17 protein-coding genes are annotated in these 20159 nt (G+C 71.8%); 14 read left to right on the top strand and 3 right to left on the bottom strand.

Annotation, left to right across the window (positions count from 1 at the left end; all coding sequences use genetic code 11):
• Window positions 1-22 precede the first annotated feature (22 nt).
• Together GU5_RS0100625 and GU5_RS13260 are read right to left on the bottom strand one after the other, a co-directional pair.
• A complete protein-coding gene (locus GU5_RS0100625; protein WP_010523646.1) occupies window positions 23-1732 on the bottom strand; it encodes an MDR family MFS transporter in 1710 nt (569 codons plus the stop codon).
• A gap of 89 nt (window positions 1733-1821) precedes the next feature.
• Window positions 1822-2520 (bottom strand): TetR/AcrR family transcriptional regulator, encoded by a 699-nt coding sequence (locus GU5_RS13260; RefSeq protein ID WP_010523645.1) that lies wholly within the window; start codon window positions 2518-2520, stop codon window positions 1822-1824.
• A 178-nt stretch (window positions 2521-2698) separates the two neighbouring features.
• Here GU5_RS13260 and ftsH point away from each other — a divergent pair, with 178 nt between their 5' ends.
• From ftsH to GU5_RS0100565, 11 genes are all read left to right on the top strand, one after another.
• Window positions 2699-4744, top strand: a complete 2046-nt coding sequence (ftsH, locus tag GU5_RS0100615) for an ATP-dependent zinc metalloprotease FtsH (protein ID WP_010523644.1) — start codon at window positions 2699-2701, stop codon at window positions 4742-4744.
• Entirely contained in the window at window positions 4741-5313 is a 573-nt protein-coding gene (gene folE, locus GU5_RS0100610; protein ID WP_010523643.1) for a GTP cyclohydrolase I FolE, read from the top strand. The genes ftsH and folE overlap by 4 nt, the downstream gene beginning before the upstream one ends.
• 42 nt (window positions 5314-5355) lie before the next feature.
• Entirely contained in the window at window positions 5356-6276 is a 921-nt protein-coding gene (gene folP / locus GU5_RS0100605; RefSeq protein WP_010523642.1) for a dihydropteroate synthase, read from the top strand.
• Between the two features lie 485 nt (window positions 6277-6761).
• On the top strand, window positions 6762-8153 hold the full coding sequence (locus GU5_RS0100600) for a hypothetical protein (protein ID WP_010523641.1): 1392 nt from the start codon (window positions 6762-6764) through the stop codon (window positions 8151-8153).
• 129 nt (window positions 8154-8282) lie between these two features.
• Window positions 8283-9305: a 2-amino-4-hydroxy-6-hydroxymethyldihydropteridine diphosphokinase gene (gene folK, locus GU5_RS13255; RefSeq protein ID WP_010523640.1), complete on the top strand. Its 1023-nt coding sequence runs from the start codon at window positions 8283-8285 to the stop codon at window positions 9303-9305.
• Window positions 9302-9907 carry a DUF3180 domain-containing protein gene (locus tag GU5_RS0100590; protein WP_010523639.1) on the top strand — a complete coding sequence of 202 codons (606 nt, stop codon included), beginning with the start codon at window positions 9302-9304 and terminating at the stop codon, window positions 9905-9907. Before folK ends, GU5_RS0100590 begins: the two co-directional genes overlap by 4 nt.
• Complete coding sequence (locus tag GU5_RS0100585; protein WP_010523638.1) at window positions 9888-10397, top strand: PH domain-containing protein; 510 nt, start codon at window positions 9888-9890, stop codon at window positions 10395-10397. Before GU5_RS0100590 ends, GU5_RS0100585 begins: the two co-directional genes overlap by 20 nt.
• An 11-nt stretch (window positions 10398-10408) precedes the next feature.
• A complete protein-coding gene (locus GU5_RS13250) occupies window positions 10409-12142 on the top strand; it encodes a PH domain-containing protein (protein WP_010523637.1) in 1734 nt (577 codons plus the stop codon).
• 73 nt (window positions 12143-12215) lie between these two features.
• Window positions 12216-13139, top strand: a complete 924-nt coding sequence (locus GU5_RS0100575; RefSeq protein WP_010523636.1) for a Rossmann-like and DUF2520 domain-containing protein — start codon at window positions 12216-12218, stop codon at window positions 13137-13139.
• 28 nt (window positions 13140-13167) lie between these two features.
• Window positions 13168-14136 (top strand): pantoate--beta-alanine ligase, encoded by a 969-nt coding sequence (panC, locus tag GU5_RS0100570; protein WP_010523635.1) that lies wholly within the window; start codon window positions 13168-13170, stop codon window positions 14134-14136.
• A 23-nt stretch (window positions 14137-14159) separates the two neighbouring features.
• Complete coding sequence (locus tag GU5_RS0100565; protein WP_369750439.1) at window positions 14160-16400, top strand: M13 family metallopeptidase; 2241 nt, start codon at window positions 14160-14162, stop codon at window positions 16398-16400.
• Window positions 16401-16428: 28 nt separating this feature from the next.
• Here GU5_RS0100565 and GU5_RS0100560 read toward each other — a convergent pair whose 3' ends face one another.
• Window positions 16429-17061 (bottom strand): isochorismatase family protein, encoded by a 633-nt coding sequence (locus GU5_RS0100560; protein WP_010523633.1) that lies wholly within the window; start codon window positions 17059-17061, stop codon window positions 16429-16431.
• A 139-nt stretch (window positions 17062-17200) separates the two neighbouring features.
• On the opposite strand from GU5_RS0100560, the gene GU5_RS0100555 reads away from it, so the two are divergent.
• From GU5_RS0100555 to GU5_RS0100545, 3 genes are read left to right on the top strand one after another with little or no spacing between them, the layout of a single operon-like run.
• Window positions 17201-18157: a GlxA family transcriptional regulator gene (locus GU5_RS0100555; RefSeq protein ID WP_010523632.1), complete on the top strand. Its 957-nt coding sequence runs from the start codon at window positions 17201-17203 to the stop codon at window positions 18155-18157.
• 11 nt (window positions 18158-18168) lie between these two features.
• Window positions 18169-19698 (top strand): lysine--tRNA ligase, encoded by a 1530-nt coding sequence (gene lysS, locus GU5_RS0100550; protein ID WP_029513888.1) that lies wholly within the window; start codon window positions 18169-18171, stop codon window positions 19696-19698.
• A gap of 13 nt (window positions 19699-19711) precedes the next feature.
• Window positions 19712-19954: a hypothetical protein gene (locus GU5_RS0100545; RefSeq protein ID WP_010523630.1), complete on the top strand. Its 243-nt coding sequence runs from the start codon at window positions 19712-19714 to the stop codon at window positions 19952-19954.
• Window positions 19955-20159 lie beyond the last annotated feature (205 nt).

Raw genomic sequence — 20159 nt, 5'->3', positions numbered from 1 at the left:
ACGACTCGGGGATCTCTGCGTCTCAGGAGCGGGACGACGGCGCCGGCTCGTCCTCCTCCGTCGGATCCGGGCGAGAGGCCTCCTCGTCGACGGACGACGCCGAGCCCTCGCCGTCGAGCTCCTGCGCGGCCGGGTCGTCGGCCGCCAGCGCCTCGCCGCGGGCGACCATGCCGGCCGTGTCCGACAGCGGAATCTGCTTGAGGGTCAGCGCCAGCACGAACGCCAGGCCCAGGAACGGGACCAGATACCAGAACACCGGGGCCAGCGAGTCCGCATAGGCGCCGACGATGCCGTCGCGCAGCGCCTGCGGCAGCTGGTCCATCGTCTGCGGGTCCAGCGTGGACGACGCCTCGGCGGCCGCCTCGGGGGAGGCCCCGGCCGAGCTGAAGACGTCGGTGAGGTTCTCCGAGAGCCGGTTGGTGAACATCGCGCCGAAGATCGCCACGCCCAGGGCCGCTCCGGCCTCGCGGAAGTAGTTGTTGGTGCTCGTCGCGGTGCCGACCTGCGCGGCGGGCACCGAGTTCTGCACCACCAGCACCACCACCTGCATGATCAGCCCCAGCCCGGCGCCGAGCAGCAGCAGGAAGCCGCAGATCAGCCACACCGGCGTCTGGGCCGAGAGCGTGGTGAACAGGATCATCGCGGTGATCGTCAGCAGCGAGCCGGCGATCGGGAAGCGCTTGTAGGTCCCGGTCTTCGTGATCCGCAGGCCCGACCAGATCGAGGTGGTCATCATGCCTGCCATCATCGGCAGCATCAGCAGCCCCGACTCGGCGGCCGAGGTGCCCGAGGCCATCTGGAGGAACGTCGGCATGAAGGCCAGTGCGGAGAACATGCCCAGCCCCAGGGTGAAGCCGATGGCGGTGGCGTTGAGGAAGATCGGGCTGCGGAACAGGTGCAGCGGGATGATCGGGTCCTCGGCGCGGGCCTCGGTGAGCACGAAGGCCGAGGCCGTCACGAGCAGTCCGACGCCCCAGGCCCACGTCTCCGGGGCGCCCCAGCCGTGGTCGGTGTTGCCGCCGAACTCGGAGAAGAAGATCAGGCAGGTCGTCGCCGCCGAGAGCAGCACGACGCCGAGCACATCGATCCGCCGCTCCGCGCGCTTGCTCGGCAGCGTCAGGGCGAACCAGGCGATCGCGAAGGCCGCGACGCCGATCGGGATGTTGATGTAGAACGCCCACTGCCAGGTCATGTGGTCGACGAAGAACCCGCCCAGCAGCGGGCCGGCGACGGCGGAGAGGCCGAAGATGCCGCCGATCGGCCCCATGTACTTGCCGCGCTCGCTGGCCGGGACGATGTCGGCGATGATCGCCTGCGAGAGGATCATCAGTCCGCCGCCGCCCAGCCCCTGCATGGCCCGGAAGAAGACGAAGAGCCAGAAGCTGTCGGCGACGGCGCAGCCGATCGACGCGAGGGTGAACAGCCCGATGGCGATCAGGAAGAGGTTCCGCCGGCCCAGCACGTCGCCGAACTTGCCGTAGACGGGCATGACGATCGTCGTCGCCAGCAGGTAGGCGGTGGTGATCCAGGCCTGGTGCTCGACGCCGCCGAGCTCGCCGACGATCGTCGGCATCGCGGTGGAGACGATGGTCTGGTCCAGGCTGGCCAGCAGCATGCCGGAGACCAGCGCGGAGAAGATGATCCAGATGCGGCGCTGGGTCAGCACCAGCGGCTGCCCGTCGCGTCCGGGGCGCGGTCGGCGGGGTGCGCGCTCGGCAGTGGTCGTGGTCATCGGGGGTCCTTCGTGGAAGCAGGGGTGAGGAACAGAGAGACGGTGAGACGGAGCGGGAGGGACGGCGGTCGGAGGATTGCCGCGGAGGGTCAGCCGAACAGCCGGCGCGCGTGCTCGAAGCGTTCGGCGAGCAGCTGCCGCAGTCGTGCGCGGGGCGGAGCCTCGGCCGTCCCGTCCTGAGCGCCGGCGGCATCGTCGGACTCGGCAGAGTCGGCCGGGCCGTCGTCGCCCGGTCGGTGCGGGTCCTCGGCGAGCTCGCGCATCGTCGACATCACCAGATGCCCGACCAGTCCGGCGGCGGTGGCCGCGAACGCGTCCTCGGCGTCGAGTCCCTCGCGCTCGGCGATGAGTGCGGCCAGCTGCCGGTGGCGGTCGGCATGGAGCCGGTCCATCCGCCGCAGCAGCGCCGGCTCGCCGTGCATGAGCTCGATCAGCGCCTCGCCGTCGGTGGGCACATGCTCGATGGTGTCGAGCATCGTCACCATGAGGTCCCGCAGGGCCTCGGGGAGATCCTGCCGGCCGGCGGACTCCAGGAACGCCTCGCGGTGTTCGGCCAGCAGGTCGTCGTCGCGCACTCCCAGCACCGCGTCCTCCTTGGTCTGGAAGTAGTTGAAGACGGTGCGGCGGGAGACGCCGACCGCGTCGGCGACCTCCTCCACGGTGAAGCCCGACAGCGTCCGCTCGGCGGTGAGCCGGCGGGCCTCGGCCGTCAGCGCGGCGTAGGTGGCTTCGCGTCGTCGGGCGCGGAGCCCGCCGCCGGAATCCTCGTTGTGTGCACCATCATCCATAGAGTGCATTTTTGCACTCTGGTCATCAGGGTGCAATATGCGGCGGAGTGAGCTTCGCCTCGCGGAGTGCCGGGCCGGTTCCACCTGGCGCGAACGTCGTCGCGGCTCAGGTGCTGATCCCCCGAGCGGCTAGTACCGTTGTCCTCCAGGTACATCCCTGCGCGTCTGACGGAGCTGCATGAACTTCAAGAAGCTATTCACCGGTCCGCTGTTCTGGATCCTGCTGGCAGTGGCGGCCCTGCTGCTCGTCGTGCCCATGCTCTTCTCCACCGACCAGTCCGGTCCGCGCGTGGACACCGACGTGGGGATGCAGCTGATCGCCGACGGCGAGGTCGAGGAGGCCCAGGTCGACGACGCCGACCATCGCGTCGACCTGCACCTGGAGGAGCCCTACACCCAGGACGGCGAGGAGCTGGGCGAGAACGTCCACTTCACCTACTCCGAGGCGCGCGCCGAGTCGGTGGTCCAGGCGATCGCCGACGCCGACATGGAGGGCTACACCGACCAGCCGGAGCAGTCGAACTGGTTCATGAACCTGCTGGGCTTCATGATCCCCTTCCTGCTCATCGCCCTGCTGTTCATCTTCCTGATCAGCCGCATGTCCGGCGGCAACTCCAAGGTCATGCAGTTCGGCCGCTCCAAGGCGCGGAAGTTCGACAAGGACATGCCGGATGTGACCTTCGGCAACGTCGCCGGCGCCGACGAGGCGGTCGAGGAGCTCCATGAGATCAAGGAGTTCCTCGCCGAGCCGCAGAAGTTCCAGCGGCTGGGCGCGAAGATCCCCAAGGGCGTGATGCTCTACGGCCCGCCCGGCACCGGCAAGACGCTGCTGGCCAAGGCGGTGGCCGGCGAGGCCGGCGGCGCCTTCTACTCGATCTCCGGCTCCGACTTCGTCGAGATGTTCGTCGGCGTCGGCGCCTCGCGCGTGCGCGACCTGTTCAAGCAGGCCAAGGAGAACGCCCCGGCGATCATCTTCGTCGACGAGATCGACGCCGTCGGCCGCCAGCGCGGCGCCGGCGTCGGCGGCGGCAACGACGAGCGCGAGCAGACGCTGAACCAGCTGCTGGTGGAGATGGACGGCTTCCAGTCGGAGGCGAACATCATCGTCATCGCCGCCACCAACCGGCCCGACGTGCTGGATCCGGCGCTGCTGCGTCCGGGCCGCTTCGACCGGCAGATCCCGGTGGAGGCCCCCGACTTCGCCGGCCGCCGCGAGATCCTGCGGGTCCACGGCGAGGGCAAGCCCATGGTCGAGGACCTGGACCTGGACTCGATCGCGCGGAAGACGCCGGGCTACACCGGCGCCGACCTGGCCAACGTGCTCAACGAGGCCGCGCTGCTGACCGCCCGCTCCAACGCCGACCTGATCGACGACCGCGCCGTCGACGAGGCCATCGACCGCGTGATGGCCGGCCCGCAGAAGCGCACCCGGCTGATGAAGGACCACGAGCGCCGGGTGACCGCCTATCACGAGGGCGGGCACGCGCTGGTCGCCGCGGCGATGAACTACTCGGCGCCGGTCACCAAGATCACCATCCTGCCGCGCGGCCGCGCGCTGGGCTACACGATGGTCATCCCCGAGGACGACAAGTACTCGACCACCCGCAACGAGCTGCTGGACCAGATCGCCTATGCGATGGGCGGCCGCGTGGCCGAGGAGATCATCTTCCACGATCCCTCCACCGGGGCGGCCAACGACATCCAGAAGGCCACCGAGATCGCTCGGAAGATGGTCACCGAGTACGGCATGAGCTCGCAGGTCGGCTCGGTGAAGCTCGGCTCCGAGGACTCCAGTCCCTTCCTGGGCAAGGAGATGGCCTCCGGCCGCGACTACTCCGAGCAGACGGCCTCCGTGGTCGACGCCGAGGTCCGCGGCATCATCGAGGAGGCTCACGACGAGGCCTACCAGGCAGTCGTGGACAACAAGCACGTCCTCGAGCGGCTGGCCGAGGAGCTGCTGCGCGTCGAGACGCTCAACGCCCATGAGGTTGCCGAGATCTTCTCCGACGTGGTCAAGCGGCCCCGTCGCGAGATCTGGGAGTCCTCCCCGGAGCGGCCGATCATCGTCCGCTCCACCACGCAGCCGGACACCGCGGACCCCGACGACGGCGAGTTCATCGGCGCCGAGCCCGGGGAGGCGGCCGGACCGGCCGGCGACGCGGGCGTCGACGCCGATCACGACGCCGCGCGCCGCACCGGCCGGGCCGAGGATGAGGGCCGATGAGCCAGGTCGATCTGCCGCGCATCGAGGCCGCGATCACCGAGATCCTGGTGGCCGTCGGCGAGGACCCGGAGCGCGAGGGACTGAAGGACACCCCCGCCCGCGTGGCCCGTGCCTACGAGGAGGCCTTCCGCGGTCTGCACGAGGACCCGGCCGAACTGCTGGAGACCACCTTCGACATCGGTCACGAGGAGCTGGTGCTCGTCCGCGACGTGCCGTTCTACTCGATGTGCGAGCACCACCTGGTGCCGTTCTTCGGGCGCGCGCACATCGGCTACATCCCCGCCGAGGGGCGGGTCACCGGGCTGAGCAAGCTCGCTCGTCTCGTGGAGATCTATGCCAAGCGCCCGCAGGTGCAGGAGATGCTGACCACCCAGGTGGTCGACGCGCTGGTCGAGCATCTGGACCCGACCGGGGCGATCGTCGTCGTCGAGGCCGAGCACCTGTGCATGTCGATGCGCGGGGTCGCGAAGCCGGGTGCGAAGACGATCACCTCGGCGGTCCGCGGTCAGCTGCGCGACGCCGCCACGCGCTCCGAGGCGATGAGCCTCATCCTGCACAGCAGCCAGTGATCCGCCGCCGATCACTCCGCCAGCGGACCTCGAGGAGCTGAGATGACCGCCGCACAGCGCACCCGGGTGATGGCCATCCTCAACGTCACCCCCGACTCCTTCTCCGACGGAGGCCGCTTCGTCCGCACGGCGGAGGGGGACGCGGGCCGCTCCGCCGCACGGGTCGGGATCGACCACGGCGCCGCCGTGCGCCGCGGTCTGGCCCTGCACGAGGCGGGGGCCGACATCGTCGACGTCGGCGGGGAGTCCACACGGCCCGGTGCGGAGCTGCTGGATCCGGAGGTCGAGCAGGAGCGCATCCTCCCGGTGGTCGAGCAGCTGGCCGCCGCCGCGGTGCCGCTGTCGATCGACACGCGGCACGCCGCCACCGCGGCCGCGGCCGTCGACGCCGCCCGTCGCGGCCGCCGCGACGTCGGTCTGGACGGCGCGCTCACGCCGGAGCGGCTGGTGATCAACGACGTGTCCGGACTGCTCACCGAGACGGAGATGCCGGCCGTGGTCGCCGCGTCCGGCGTCGGGGTCGTCGTCATGCATAACCGCGGCGATGCGCAGACCATGCAGGAGCGCGCCGACTACGTGGACGTCGTCGCCGAGGTCCGCGCCGAGCTGGCCGAGATCATCGGGCTCCATCGCGCCGCCGGCGTGGCCGACGAGCAGATCATCGTCGATCCGGGCGTGGGCTTCGCCAAGACGGAGGAGCAGAACTGGGCGGTGCTGCGCGCTCTGCCGCAGCTCATCGCCGAGTCGACGCATCCGGTGCTGCTGGGCGCCTCCCGCAAGGGCTTCCTGGGCACGGTGCTGGCCGATGCCGACGGAACCCGACGGCCGGCCGAGGGCAGGGACGTCGCCACGGCCGCGCTGACCGCGCTGGCCGCCGACGCCGGCGCCTGGGCGGTGCGGGTGCACGAGGTCGTGCCGAATCGCGACGCAGTCCGGGTCGTCGAGGCGCTGCACTCCCGCTGACCCGCGGCCGACGGCGTCGCCGCGCGAGGACGGCCTGACGACTGTGGGTCGGCCCGCCGCCGATCCGCAGCCGGCCGCCGCTCCGTCCCCGTGCCGCGGCGCCCGATCTCCGCCGTCCTGCCGTCCCTCGACTGCTGCCGTCCGTCCGCGTGCGCCGACGGATGCGCCGGACGATGTGATCACGGTTTTCTCAGGCTTCCACCGGACGATCATGTCACGGTTTCTGGCGAGTAACCGGACGATATTCTCACGGTTCATCGACTGATTTTCTGCCGATTATTCCTGCCGATATTCAGAGACTGTTGACTGCGGCATGAGGTGTGCGTAGCCTCAACGGCGGACGATCCTCCGGAATGGCATGGATCTCACCGTCGTGTCTGCATGGTGTTTTTCGGTGGAGATTCACCGGAGTGATCCCTCATGTAATCTGTGCTCTACCGCCCATGAATTCGGCACTTATATCAGGAGGAGAGAGGGTTTCTGACATGATCAGCAGGTTCTCGCGGATCGGCCGGACGTGGCTGAAGTCCGCAGCGACGACGGCGACCGCCTCGGCGCTCGTCCTGGGCGGCGGCGTCGCCGCGGCCTCGGCGGCCCCTGAGGACGACGGCGGCCACGGCGGCGGGGACGGAGGTGACGGCGGCGGCGCCTGCGAGTTCTTCCTGGACCACATGTGGGCCAACGAGGACGGCATTCCGCTGCTCGGGAGCTTCACCCATCTGAACAACATGCATACCGACCCGGCCTACGAGAATCTGGTCCTCTCGCTGGCCAGCGGGGCGATCGGCAACTCCGACATGCCGGTCGTGGACATCTACGGCGGTCCGCTGGGCTGGATCCCGATCTTCAACCCCAGCCACGTGAAGGGCCACGGCACGGACTACGTCACGCTGCTCACCACCTGCGGCGGCGTCGGCGTCCCGCTGGACACCAACGACCTGACGAGCCTGAACGTCGACTCGGTCGAGGAGCTGACGAATCTCTCGGACATGATCATGCCGGGGCTGCCGTCCCCGGACATGCTCACCGACCCCGACTACATCTGGGAGACGACCGACGCCTCGGCCATCCTGCAGCGGCTCACGCCCGAGAAGCTGACCAACCTGGAGGAGTACGTCGGCTTCGCCGGCGACCACGTCTCCACCTGGCGGCTGCTCTGGGAGACGGCCCTGGAAGACGTCTCGAACGGCAATCCGACCGGCGTGCTGGACGTCCTGCAGATCACCGAGAACATCAACACCCTCGAGTCGCTCTCCGAGGTGGTCGGCGAGGACGCGCTGGCCGGCGTGCTCGACGGCGACGCGGTCTCCGGCGCGATCGGCGGCGGGTCCGCCGGCGACGGGTCGGACGCGCTGACCGGCGTGCTGGACCAGGAGGCGCTGACCGACCTCTTCGGCGAGGACGCGCTGGCCGGCGTGCTCGACGGGGGCTCCTCCGACTCCTCGGGAGACGGCCTGCTGGGCGGACTCACCGGTGGCCTGACCGGGGGCCTCGAGGACACCCTGGGCGGCCTCGGCGGCGGCCTGCTCGGCGGCGACGGCGGCTCGGACTCCGGCGGCGCCGTGACCGGCTCCGAGTACACCGTCGGCCTCTCCGGCGCCTCGGGCTTCGGCCAGGGGCAGGCCACGCTGACGGGGCGGCAGCTGACCATCACGCTGCTCTACGCGGGCATGACCTCCGAGGTGACCTCGGCGACGCTGAACACCGGTGCCGGGGAGCTGGAGCTGACCACCACCGGAGGCACCAGCGGAGGCGCCGGCGGCTCCTTCGAGCTGACCGATGCGCAGATCGAGGCCCTGGAGTCCGGGGAGTTCTCGGTGACGGTGAGCACCTCCGGATCCGGCGGGATCGGCGGGACGGTCGCGCCGGTGTCGTGACCGTCTGAAGGCGGCACCGCCGCTGATCGACGCCGCCGCGGGGCGGGGTCCGGGATCTCCCGGGTCCCGCCCCGCGGTTCGTCGGCCGGGCGGCTTCAGGATCGCGGCGGGATGGGGGAAGGTGGAGACATGCGCAGCGACAGGATCCGTCTCACCGGCATCGCCGCCGTCGGCCACCACGGCGTCCTCGCCCACGAGACCCGCGATGGCCAGCCCTTCCGCGTCGACGCCGAGCTGCACGTGGACCTGCGCGCGGCCGGCCGCAGCGACGAGCTGTCCGACACCGTCGACTACTCGGCCGTCGCCGGGCGGGTCGAGGCGCTGATCGCCGGCGAGCCGCTGGCGCTGATCGAGACGCTGGCCCACCGGCTGGCCGGCGAGGTGCTGGCCGTGGACCCGCGGATCGCCCGTGTCGAGATCACCGTGCACAAGCCCGAGGCGCCGCTGACCCAGCACGTCGACGACGTCGCAGTGGTGGTCTCCCGCGACCGCACCGACGTCGGGCTGAGCGGAGCCGACGAGGCCGGGGAGACGGGCCGAGCCGGCGGCGCCACCGGCTCGGCGCCGGCCGGCGCGGTGATGCGCGATCCTGATCTGCCGGCCTCCTTCGCCGTCGACGCCGTGATCGCGCTGGGCTCGAATCTCGGCGACTCCGGCGCGACGCTGGCCGCCGCCGTCGACGCGCTGGCCGCCGCCGAGGGGGTGGAGGTCGCCGCCGTCTCGCCGCGGGCCCGGACTCGTCCGGTCGGCGGGCCGCAGGGCCAGCCGGACTTCCTCAACCAGGTCGTCGCCGTGACCACCACGCTCTCGCCGCACGGGCTGCTCGACGTCGCCCAGCGGATCGAGTCCGAGCATCACCGCACCCGGGAGGTCCGCTGGGGCCCGCGCACCCTCGACGTCGACATCATCACCTACGCCGGCGCGCACATCGACTCGCCGCGGCTGCAGGTCCCGCACCCGCGGGCGCATGAGCGCGCCTTCGTGCTGCGCCCCTGGTCCTGGCTGGACCCCGTCGCGCTGCTCGACGGCGTGCCGGTCCGCGAGCTCGCCGCCGCCGCGGCCGACGACGACGGCGTGGAGCAGCTGGATCTCGCCGGTCACTCCGATCACGCCGAGGGCGGGTCGACCGGCGGGGGAGGTCGGTCCTCGTGAGCCGCCTGCGCCCGCTCTGGCTGCTGGTCATCGTCGTCGTCGCGGCGGCGCCGGCGATGCCGACCGCTGCCGTCCTGGCCGGTCGCGGGGTCAGCTCGCCGGTGCTGCCGCCGTCGTCGCTCATCACCCTCGCCGGCGTCGGCTGCGTGGTGCTCGGCCTGGGGGTCGCCGTGCGGCGCGACCAGCGGCGCCTCGAGCAGGAGGCCGAGCGACCTCGTCGGGCCGAGCGCGAGCACCCCGAGGTTCCGCCGCGGCGCGGGGAGGACGCACCGCGGCCGAGCCGGACGGTGCACCCGCTCGACGCCGTCCGAGTCGTCGCCGCGGGTCAGGCCTGTGCCTATGCCGGGGCGCTCATCGCCGGCTGGCACGTCGGCGTCGCCACCTACCTGGGGATGACGGCCGGTCTCGGGGCCCCGCGGGTGAGTTCATCCCTGATGCTGATCATCGGCGGGATGATCTGGGTCATCATAGGGTTCGTGGTGGAGCAGCTCTGCCGGATCCCGCCGGACCGCGGCTCCGCCGCCGCAGCGAGCGCCGACGGGACCGATGAGGATCCCGACGGCTCCAGACCAGAGGAGGGGTATGCCCGCGGAACCCATTGACCCGGCCGGAGTGACCTGGACCCGGGTCGACGAGCGATACGTCACCGTCCGGCTGCTCACCGCGGCGATCGGCTGGGCGGCCACGCTGCTGATCGTGCTGACGCCTGTGGTGCTGGATCTCCTCGGGGTGATCAGCGTGCCCACCTGGGTGGAGATCACCGTGCTGGCGGTGCTGGTGGTCTGGATGGTCGCCGACCTGCTGCTCATCCCGCGTCGGGTGCGGGCCATCGGCTATCACGAGCGTGAGGACGACCTGCTCATCCGTCGCGGGCTGCTCTTCCAGCGCGTGGTCGCGGTGCCCTACGGACGGCTGCAGTACGTCGACATCGAGGCCGGCCCGCTCATGCGCCATTTCCAGCTCTGCAGCGTGGAGCTCAAGACCGCCTCGGCCGGCACCGACGCGACGATCCCCGGCCCGCACCGCGACGAGGGCGCCCGACTGCGCGAGGAGCTGCCCGCCCGCGGCCAGGCGCGCCTGGCCGGACTGTGAGGGGGCGCGCGATGAGTCAGCACCCCGAATATCCAGAGCGCGTCGAGCCTGCCGAGGAGCAGCCCGCCGACGAGAGCCCCGCCGAGGGCGAGCAGTGGTTCGACAGCACCTGGACCAGGGTCCACCCGCTGAGTCCTGTGGTGCGCGGCTGGCTGGCCCTGGTGGCGATCCCGTTCGTCGCCCTCACCTCGAACTGGGAGACGATCACCGACCTCTGGGAGGCGCTGCGTTCCGGCGAGCTCACTGAGGCCGCCGGTCGCCATCCGATGATCACTCTGGCCGTGATCGGCGGCATCCTGCTGCTGATCCTGCTCATCTTCGGCGGCTTCGCGCTCTCCTGGTGGTTCACCCGCTACAAGATCACCGACGACCACGTGATGGTGAAGTCGGGCATCTTCGTCCGCCAGCATCGCCAGGCGCGCATCGACCGCGTGCAGGCCGTCGACCTGCGCCAGCCGCTGCTCGCGCGGCTGACCGGCCTGGCGGAGCTGAAGTTCGAGGTCGCCGAGGGCGACGGCACGGCGGCCACGCTGGCCTTCCTCACCCGTTCCGCGGCCGAGCAGATGCGCACCGAGATCATGGACCGCGCCTCCGGCCGGACCGCGGCGCGCGACCGGTCCGCCGGTTCGGCCGGTGAACAGTCCGACGACGCCGAGCAGCCTGGCGACGGCGGGCAGTCCGGCGACGGTGCGCCGGATGGCCCCGCGGCGCCCGCGTCCGGCTCGGCTCGGGCGACGCCGCCGGAGCTCCCGGAGGCCGAGGACCGGCAGATCGTCCAGGTCCCCACCGGCCGGCTCATCGGATCGGTGCTCACCGGCGGGCTGACGGTGGCGCTGCTGGTGGTGGTCCTGCTGACGGGGCTGGCCAGCGGCGTCGGACTGACGATCTTCGTGCTGAGCGGCGGCGACCTCGCCGACGACCCCGGTGCGCGGCTCGGCGCGTCCCTCTCCGGCATCAGTCTGGCCAGCCTGCCGGCGCTGATCCCGGCGGCGATCGGACTGCTGGCCGGGTACTACCAGCAGTTCAGCTCCGGCTTCCGCTTCACCGCTACAATGACCGCCGCCGGGCTGAAGCTGCGCTACGGGCTGCTGGAGACCACCACCCAGACGGTGCCGCCGGGCCGGGTGCAGGCGATCCAGATCCAGCGGCCGCTGCTCTGGCGGCCCTTCGGCTGGGCGCGGATCATGGTCGTCGTCGCCGGCTACGGGGCCGGGGAGAAGCGTTCCGTGCTGCTGCCGGTGGGCACCAGAGAGGATGTGCTGGCCGTGGTCGCCGAGATGTTCCCGGACCTGCAGGTCGCCGACCCGGCCGCGCTGATCGACGAGGGGCTGACCGGCATCGACGAGGACGGTGCGTTCACCGCCGGTCCGCGCGCGGCGCGTTGGCTGGACCCGATCGTGCGGCGTCGGCGCGGCGGGACGGTCACGCCGGCGGCCCTGCTGGCCCGCGACGGGCGGCTCGGCCGGCGGCTGACCCTGGTCCCGCACGAGCGGATCCAGTCGCTGAGCATCCAGCAGGGCCCGGTCCAGCGGCTCGCCGGCCTGGCCACGCTGCGGCTGCATTCGCCGGCCGGCCCGTTCCAGGCCCAGCTGACGAATCAGCGGCTCGCCGACGTCCACGGCTTCTTCGAGCATGAGTCCCGGCAGGCCGCCGTCGCGCGCCGGATCCGCGACCGCGAGCAGTGGATGATGCCCGAGGAGCTGCACGAGTTCGAGAAGATGATGCGGCAGGGCTCCGCCCCGTGAGGAGCCGTCTGCTCCGTGGCCCTCGCGCCGTCGACCCGATCCTTCCCCGCCCCCGAGGAGGCCCGAGACCCCCATGCACGCCCAGCCCCATCCCGAGCAGGCCGATCCCTCGCAGCGCGAAGGCCGGCTCGGCGTCGGCATCATCTCCGCCGGGAAGGTCGGCGCCGTCCTCGGCGCGGCCCTGCGCGCGGCCGGCCACCAGGTGGTCGGGGTCCACGCGGTCTCCGAGGACTCCCGCACCCGGGCGGAGTCGCTGCTCGACGACGTCCCGATCCTCGAGATCCCGGAGATCCTGCGGCGCAGCGAGCTGGTGCTGCTGGCGGTGCCCGACGATGTGCTGGCCGACGTCGTCGCCGGCGCCGTCGACGCCGGCCACATCCAGGCCGGCCAGCTGCTGGTCCACACCTCGGGCCGCTGGGGCACCGACGTGCTGGCCCCGGCCGCGCAGTCCGGCGCGATCGGGCTGGCCATCCATCCGGCGATGACCTTCACCGGGCTCAGCATGGATCTGCAGCGGCTGAGCGCCTGCGCCTTCGCGGTCACCGCCCCGGCGCCGGTGCTGCCCATCGCCCAGGCGCTGGTCGTGGAGATGGGCGGCGAGCCGGTCGTCGTCGCCGAGGGCGATCGGGGCACGTACCACGCCGCGTTGGCGCATGCGGCGAACCATCTGAACACCATCACCGGACAGGCCGCCGAGATGCTCTCCGGGATCGGCGTCGAGCGCCCCGACCGGGTGCTGGGGCCGCTGATGCAGGCCTCGCTGGACAACGCGCTCTCCTCCGGAGAGGGCGCGCTGACCGGTCCGGTGGCCCGCGGGGACGTCGGCACCGTCGCCGAGCATGTCCGGCTGCTCGCCGAGTCCGGACTGCCCGAGGACGTGCGCACCGCCTACGTCTCCATGGCCCGGGCGACGGCGCAGCGCGCCGCTGCGCGCGGGCTGCTGTCCGAGGAGCGGGCCGTCGAGATCCTCCGGGCGCTGGACGGCGAGCAGGCCTGAGCCCGGCGCTTCGTCATAGGATCGCAGCGTGAGCACACCAGAGGTCCTGACCACCGTCGCCGCCTTCCGCGCCGCGCTCGCCGACGCCGTCGCCGCCCACGTCCGGAGGGCCGGATCCGACTCCGACGCGGCCCCGGTCGTCGCGCTGGTGCCCACGATGGGCGCGCTGCACTCCGGGCATGCCGCCCTGGTCGACGCCGCCCGGGCGGAGGCCGATCTCGTCGTCGCCTCGCTCTTCGTCAATCCGCTGCAGTTCGACGACGCGGACGACTACCGCCGCTATCCGAGGACGCCGGCCGCCGACGTCGCGCTGCTGGGCGAGCGTGGGGTCGACCTGGTCTTCGCCCCGGACGTCGAGGAGATGTACCCGGGCTACCCGGATGCTCCGCTGGTCCGCGTCACCGCGGGCGAACTCGGCGGCCGCTTCGAGGGCGCCTCCCGCCCCGGGCACTTCGACGGCGTGGTCACCGTGGTCACCAAGCTGTTCACCATCGCCGCCCCGCCGGCGCCGGCACGGCTGACCGCCTGGTTCGGCGCCAAGGACGCCGAGCAGCTGGCGATCGTCCGGCGGCTGGTCCTCGATCTGAACCTCGCCGTCGACGTCCGTGCGGTGCCCATCGTCCGCGATGACGACGGCCTCGCCCTCTCCAGTCGGAACCAGCGACTGGCGGCCGCGGACCGTCCGGCGGCCCTGCGGCTCTCGGCCACGCTGAGCACGCTCGCCGCGCGCGCCGCCGCCGGCCGGCCGCTCGCCGTGGCCGAGGCTCGCCGGGAGCTGGCCGCCGCCGAGGGCGTGGAGCTGGACTACCTGGAGGTCGTCGATCCCACCACGCTGCGCCCGCTGGAGCTCTCCGCACCGGACGAGGACGCAGGCGGCGGCGCGGGCGACGGCGTGCTGGACCGCGAGGCGCTGGCGCTGGTCGCCGCGCATGTCGGCCCGGTGCGGCTGATCGACACCATGACCCTCCGCCCGACGTCCGGCGAGGCCGAGGAGTAGGATCGCCTCCACATGTGAAAGACATGATGAACAACACGCCCCGGCCGATGCGGCGCGGCGCCTTCCGAGCGACCTCGCGCGGCGCCGGCCGGCTCAGCCCCGCACCGGCTCAGCCCCGCACCGGCCGCACCAACCGCACCGACCGCCCTGACCGCCCTGACCGCCCTGACCTCCCCGACTGCAAGGAGCCGGACGTGACCGACACCGCCTCCGCCGACACGGCGAGCACCCCCTTCCCGCACCGCGACCCCGAGGTCCGTCCGCAGGACGACCTGCAGCGCCATGTCAACGGCGGATGGCTGAGGACTGCGGAGATCCCCGCGGATCTGGACGCCTACGGCTCCTTCCTGGAGCTGCGCGACAAGTCCGAGGCCGATGTGCGTGCCATCCTCGAGGAGGCCGCCGCCGGCGCGGAGACCGAGGAGCTCGCCGACGCCGCCGACGCCGAGGAGACTGCGGCGATCCGACGGCGCATCGGCGGCTTCTACGCCGCCTTCATGGACGCCGAGGCCGCAGAGCGGCGCGGACTGGAGCCGATCGAGGGCATGCTCGCCGAGCTCGAGGCCGTCTCGACCCCGGCCGAGCTGGTCCGGCTCTCGGCGACCTGGCAGCGCCTCGGCGTCGACGGGCTCTTCGCCGCCGGGGCTCTGCGCGACGCCGGCGACCCCACGCGGATGCTCTGGCACATCATGCAGGACGGGCTCGGACTGCCCGACGAGTCCTACTACCGCGACGAGTCCTTCGCCGAGATCCTGGGGCAGTATCGTGAGCACCTGAGGCGCTTCCTGGCGCTCTCCGGCGTCGACGACGCCGAGCAGGCCGCCGCCGACGTCGTCGCCCTGGAGACGGTGATCGCCTCCCACCACTGGGACCGGGTGACCACCCGCGACGCGCAGAAGCGCTACAACCTGCGCAGCCGCGAGGACGCGGTGGAGGCCATGCCGCTGCTGGCCGAGGCGCTCGACGGCTGGGGCCTGGACGCGGAGAAGACGGCGGAGCTGGTCCTCGCCCAGCCTGACGTGCTCCCCGCGATGCAGGCCGCACTGGCCGAGCAGCCGCTGGCGCAGTGGAAGCTCTGGCTGCGCGTCCAGCTGCTGCGCTGGGCGGCCCCGCTGCTGCACGCCGAGCTGGTCGAGGAGCACTTCTCCTTCTACGCGCAGGTGCTCTCCGGGGCCCAGCAGCTCAAGGAGCGGTGGAAGCGCGGCGTCGCACTGACCAATGCGCATCTGGGCGAGGACGTCGCCCGGCTCTACGTCGCCCGGCACTACCCGGCCGAGTCGAAGGCCGCGATGGACGAGCTCATCGACGCGCTCGTCGCCGCCTACCGCCGCTCGATCTCCACGCTGGAGTGGATGGGCGAGGAGACCCGGCAGAAGGCGCTGGAGAAGCTGGGCACCTTCCGTCCGATGGTCGGCCGGCCGGAGCGCTGGATCGACTACAGCGACGTCGCCGTCGACTCCGACGACGTCGTCGGCAACGTCCGCCGGGCCGCGGCCGCGGAGTGGGACCGCGACGCGGCGAAGATCGTCGACGGCCCGGACCCCGACGAGTGGCACATGACGCCGCAGACGGTGAACGCCTACTACCACCCGATGGAGAACGTGATCTGCTTCCCGGCGGCGATCCTGCAGCCGCCGTTCTTCGACCCGCAGCGGTCGATGGCGGCGAACTTCGGGGCGATCGGTGCGGTGATCGGCCACGAGATCGGCCACGGCTTCGACGACCAGGGCTCGCGCTACGGCGCCGACGGGTCGCTGACCGACTGGTGGACCGAGGCCGACCGCGAGGCCTTCGAGCAGCGCACCGCCGCGCTGGTGGAGCAGTACGGCGCGCTCTCGCCGTCGGCCGCGCCGGAGCACACCGTCAACGGGGAGCTGACCCTCGGCGAGAACATCGGCGACCTCGGCGGGCTGGGGATCGCGCACCAGGCGTACCGACTGTGGCGCGAGGAGCTGGCCGACGCCGAGCGTGCCGCCCAGGAGGGCCGGCGGCTGGTCGCCGGCGCGGAGGCGGTGCCGGAGCCGGTCGACGGCGAGGAGTCGCGGATCGCCGACCAGCTGTTCTTCTTCTCCTGGGCCCAGGCCTGGCGGAACCTCACCCGGCCCGAGCGGGCGGTGACGCTGATCAGCATCGATCCGCATTCGCCGGCCGAGATCCGCGCGAACCAGGTGCCGAAGAACCTCGACGCCTTCCACGAGGCCTTCGGCACGACTGAGGGCGACGGGATGCATCTGCCCGCCGAGGAGCGTGTGGCCATCTGGTGAGCCGCATCCCTCCGGCGGGCCCGGTCAGTCAGAGCCGGGCGGCCGCGCCCTGCACCGCCGAGCTGCCGAGGTCGCTGCGCGGAAGGGTCTGTCGGCCCTCCAGCGCGGCGGCCCAGGCGTCGGCCTCGGCGACGGCGGCCCAGTTCGACTGCAGCAGCACCATCAGCGTCTCGTGGACCTGTTGGGCCGAGACGGCGCCGGCCTCGTTGGCCAGGTGGATCGCGCCGGTGGCGTCGGAGAGCACCTCGACGGCCAACCCCAGCGGTTCGGCGGCCGCGGAGGTGGCGAGCACACAGTTGTTGGTCATGTAGCCGACCAGGGTGATCGTGTCGATCTGCTGATCGCGCAGCCACTCGGTCACGCCGTCGGCGGTGAACACGCTGCCCAGCGACTTGGTCACGTGCTTCTGCGCGTCGTCGACCCGACCGGCCACCTCCGGGTGGAGCTGCCAGCCCTCCGAGCCGCGGGCGAAGACTGGGGCTCCCTCGGGGAGCTCGTGCTGGACGGTGAGCACCGGCAGGCCGGCGTCGCGGGCGAGGTCCATCACGCGGACGATGGTCGCCAGCGAGGCATCGCGGGGCGGGTGCTGGACCGCCAGCGGGCCCTGGAAATACTCGTTCTGCGCGTCGATGACGATGACGGCGCGGCGCGGGGTGCTCATGGAATTCCTCCTGGTGTGCGTGCTGTGTGTCCGATGTGCGTCGCGGCCGCCGGGGCGGACCGCTCCCCTCCAGGGTCGTCGACGGAACGCGGTAGCGTGAGTGGCAGATAAGCACCTCTTCGATGAGATCAGGACATCCATGCGCATCGCCGTCCACGCCTTCGACGGGATCACGACGTTCCACCTCTCCGCGCCGCTGCTGACCTTCGGCGAAGTCGGCCGCCAGGGGCTCGCAGAAGGCTGGTCCGTGACGGTCTGGAGCGACGACGGCGCGCCGGTCCGCACGGCCGAGGGGCTCGTCGTCGACGAGCTGGCCGGACCGCAGGCCGCCGAAGAGGCGGACATGCTCGTCCTGCCCTCCTGGCCTGAGCATCTGCCGGAGCCCGCCGAGCCGATGCGCGGACTAGTCCGGCGGGCCCGCCGGCGCGGCGCGCGCGTCGTCGGACTGTGCCTCGGGGCCTTCCCGGTGGCGGCCGCGGGCCTCCTCGACGGACGCACTGCGGCGACTCACTGGACGGCGGTCGAGACGTTCGCGGAGCGCTTCCCGGCGGTGGAGGTGCTGGACGACGCACTCTATGCCGACCACGGTCACGTGCTCACCTCCGCCGGGACGGCCTCGGCGCTGGACGCCTGCCTGCACCTGGTGCGTTCGCGGCTCGGAGCCGTCGTGGCCACCACGGTCGCGCGCCAGCTGGTCATCGCCCCGCACCGCGACGGCGATCAGGCCCAGTACATCCGTCGGCCGTCTCCCGAGCCGGGGGAGGGGCCCGTGGGGCGGACCGCGGCCTGGGCGCTGGCCCACCTGGACCGGACGCTGTCCGTCGCGGAGCTCGCCGCCGTGGCACGCATGAGTCCGCGGCAGTTCAGCCGGCGGTTTCGCCAGGAGATGGGCACTACCCCGGCCCGGTGGATCATGGCGCGGCGGCTGGAGGAGGCCGGGCGACTGCTGGAGGCCACCGACTGGAGCGTCGAGCGCGTCGCGCGGACCTGCGGATTTGCCAGCGCGGTGACCTTCCGGCAGAACTTCGCAGCCCGCTATTCGACGACGCCGACGTCCTACCGTCGGCGCTTCGCCGGCCTCATCGACGGGCCGTAGAATGGGCTGCTGTGAGTGCTCAGAACCCCGCCCCCAGTGATCTCGACACCAACGACCAGCGCGCGGTCCGCATGGACAAGCGCGAGCGGCTGCTGGCCGCCGGCGTGGCCCCCTACCCGGTGGCCGTGGAGCGGACCAGCTCGCTGGCGGCGGTGCGTGGGCGCTTCGACGCCGATCAGCTCGGCCCCGACGCCTCCACCGGGGAGACCGTCTCGGTCACCGGGCGGGTGATCTTCGGGCGGAACACCGGCAAGCTCTGCTTCGCCACGCTGCAGGAGGGCGGCCCCGAGGGGGAGGGCACCCGCCTGCAGGCGATGCTCTCCCTGGCCAACGTCGGCGAGGAGGCGCTGGCCGAGTGGAAGCAGATGGTCGACCTCGGCGACCACGTGCAGGTCACCGGCGAGGTCATCACCTCCCGCCGCGGCGAGCTCTCGGTGATGGCGACCTCCTTCCAGATCGCCTCCAAGGCGATCCGGCCGCTGCCGGTGCTGCACGCCGACCTCAACGAGGAGACCCGGGTGCGGCAGCGCTATGCCGACCTGATCGTCCGCGACGACGCGCGACGGATGGTCTACCAGCGTGCGGCGATCACCCGGTCCATCCGCGACACCCTCCACGACGACGGCTACGTGGAGGTCGAGACGCCGATGCTCAACCTCATCCACGGCGGTGCGCAGGCCCGTCCCTTCCGGACGCATCTGAACGCCTTCGACCAGGACATGACGCTGCGCATCGCGACCGAGCTGTACCTCAAGCGCGCCGTCGTCGGCGGCGTCGACCGGGTCTTCGAGATCGGCCGGGTCTTCCGCAACGAAGGTGTGGACTCCACCCATTCGCCGGAGTTCACCACGCTGGAGTCCTACGAGGCCTGGTCGGACATGTACGGCATGGCCGACCGGATGCAGGAGATCATCCTGAACGCCGCCGACGCCGTGGGCGCCGGCCGGCAGATCGAGACGGAGATGGGCACCGTCGACCTCGACGGCGAGTGGCGCTGGCTGGGGGTCTACCCGGGCCTCTCCGAGGCCGTCGGCCGCGAGATCACCCCGGAGACCGACGCCGCGACCCTGCGCGAGGTCGCCGCCGAGCACGAGGTGCGGATCGATCCGGCCTGGGACGAGCAGAAGCTGGTCATCGAGCTCTTCGGCGAGATCGTCGAGCCGACGCTGCTGCAGCCGACCTTCGTCTGCGACTATCCGCCGGCGGCCCAGCCGCTGGCCCGCGCCCACCGGTCGAAGCCCGGCGTCATCGAGGCCTGGGACCTGATCATCGCCGGCATGGAGCGCGGCACGGCCTTCTCCGAGCTGATCGACCCGGTCGTCCAGCGCGAGCGGCTGGTGGAGCAGGCCCGGCTGGCCGCCGGCGGCGACGACGAGGCCATGCAGCACGACGAGGACTTCCTCCGGGCGCTGGAGTACGGCGCCCCGCCCATGGGCGGCATCGGGCTGGGCATCGACCGGCTGGTGATGCTCTTCACCGGCGCCGGAATCCGCGAGACGATCCTCTTCCCGCTGCTCAAGCCCGAAGCCGCGGGGGAGTGAGGCAGGAGCCACGATGGACGACCTCTGGATCTACCTCAGCGTCCTGGCGCCGTCGGTCGGCGTCGGGCTGATCTTCTGGCTGGCCATGCGGGCGATATTCCGCGCCGACCGGGGCGAGCGCGCCGCCGAAGCCGAGATCCGCCGGGAGGTCGCCGCGCAGCCCGGAGAGGAGTCCGGCGAGGCTCGCCGCGTGGGACCGGAGGAACCGCACGGCGACGTCGATTCCGACGCGCCGTCGGACACGTCCCCGCGCTGACCTGGTCGCCTTCTCCGGACTGCTTCTCGACGGTCAGTAATCGCCCAGCTTCGATGTTTTCGGTTCGAGAAACCTGGTGATCAGCTGAGAACTCTTCAGTTGACGCAGAATACATTTTCTTGGAACACTGGCATCATCCTGCCTTCGTGTCTTCCGGCGCGGAGGGGACCAGTGGAGGGCATCATTGACGCGGTCCGCCGTCCGC

Origin of the sequence: Nesterenkonia sp. F (assembly GCF_000220985.1) — a bacterium.
GTDB lineage: Bacteria > Actinomycetota > Actinomycetes > Actinomycetales > Micrococcaceae > Nesterenkonia.
The sequence above is the reverse complement of the archived record's forward strand: the minus strand, read 5'-3'. Positions and strand labels throughout refer to the sequence as shown.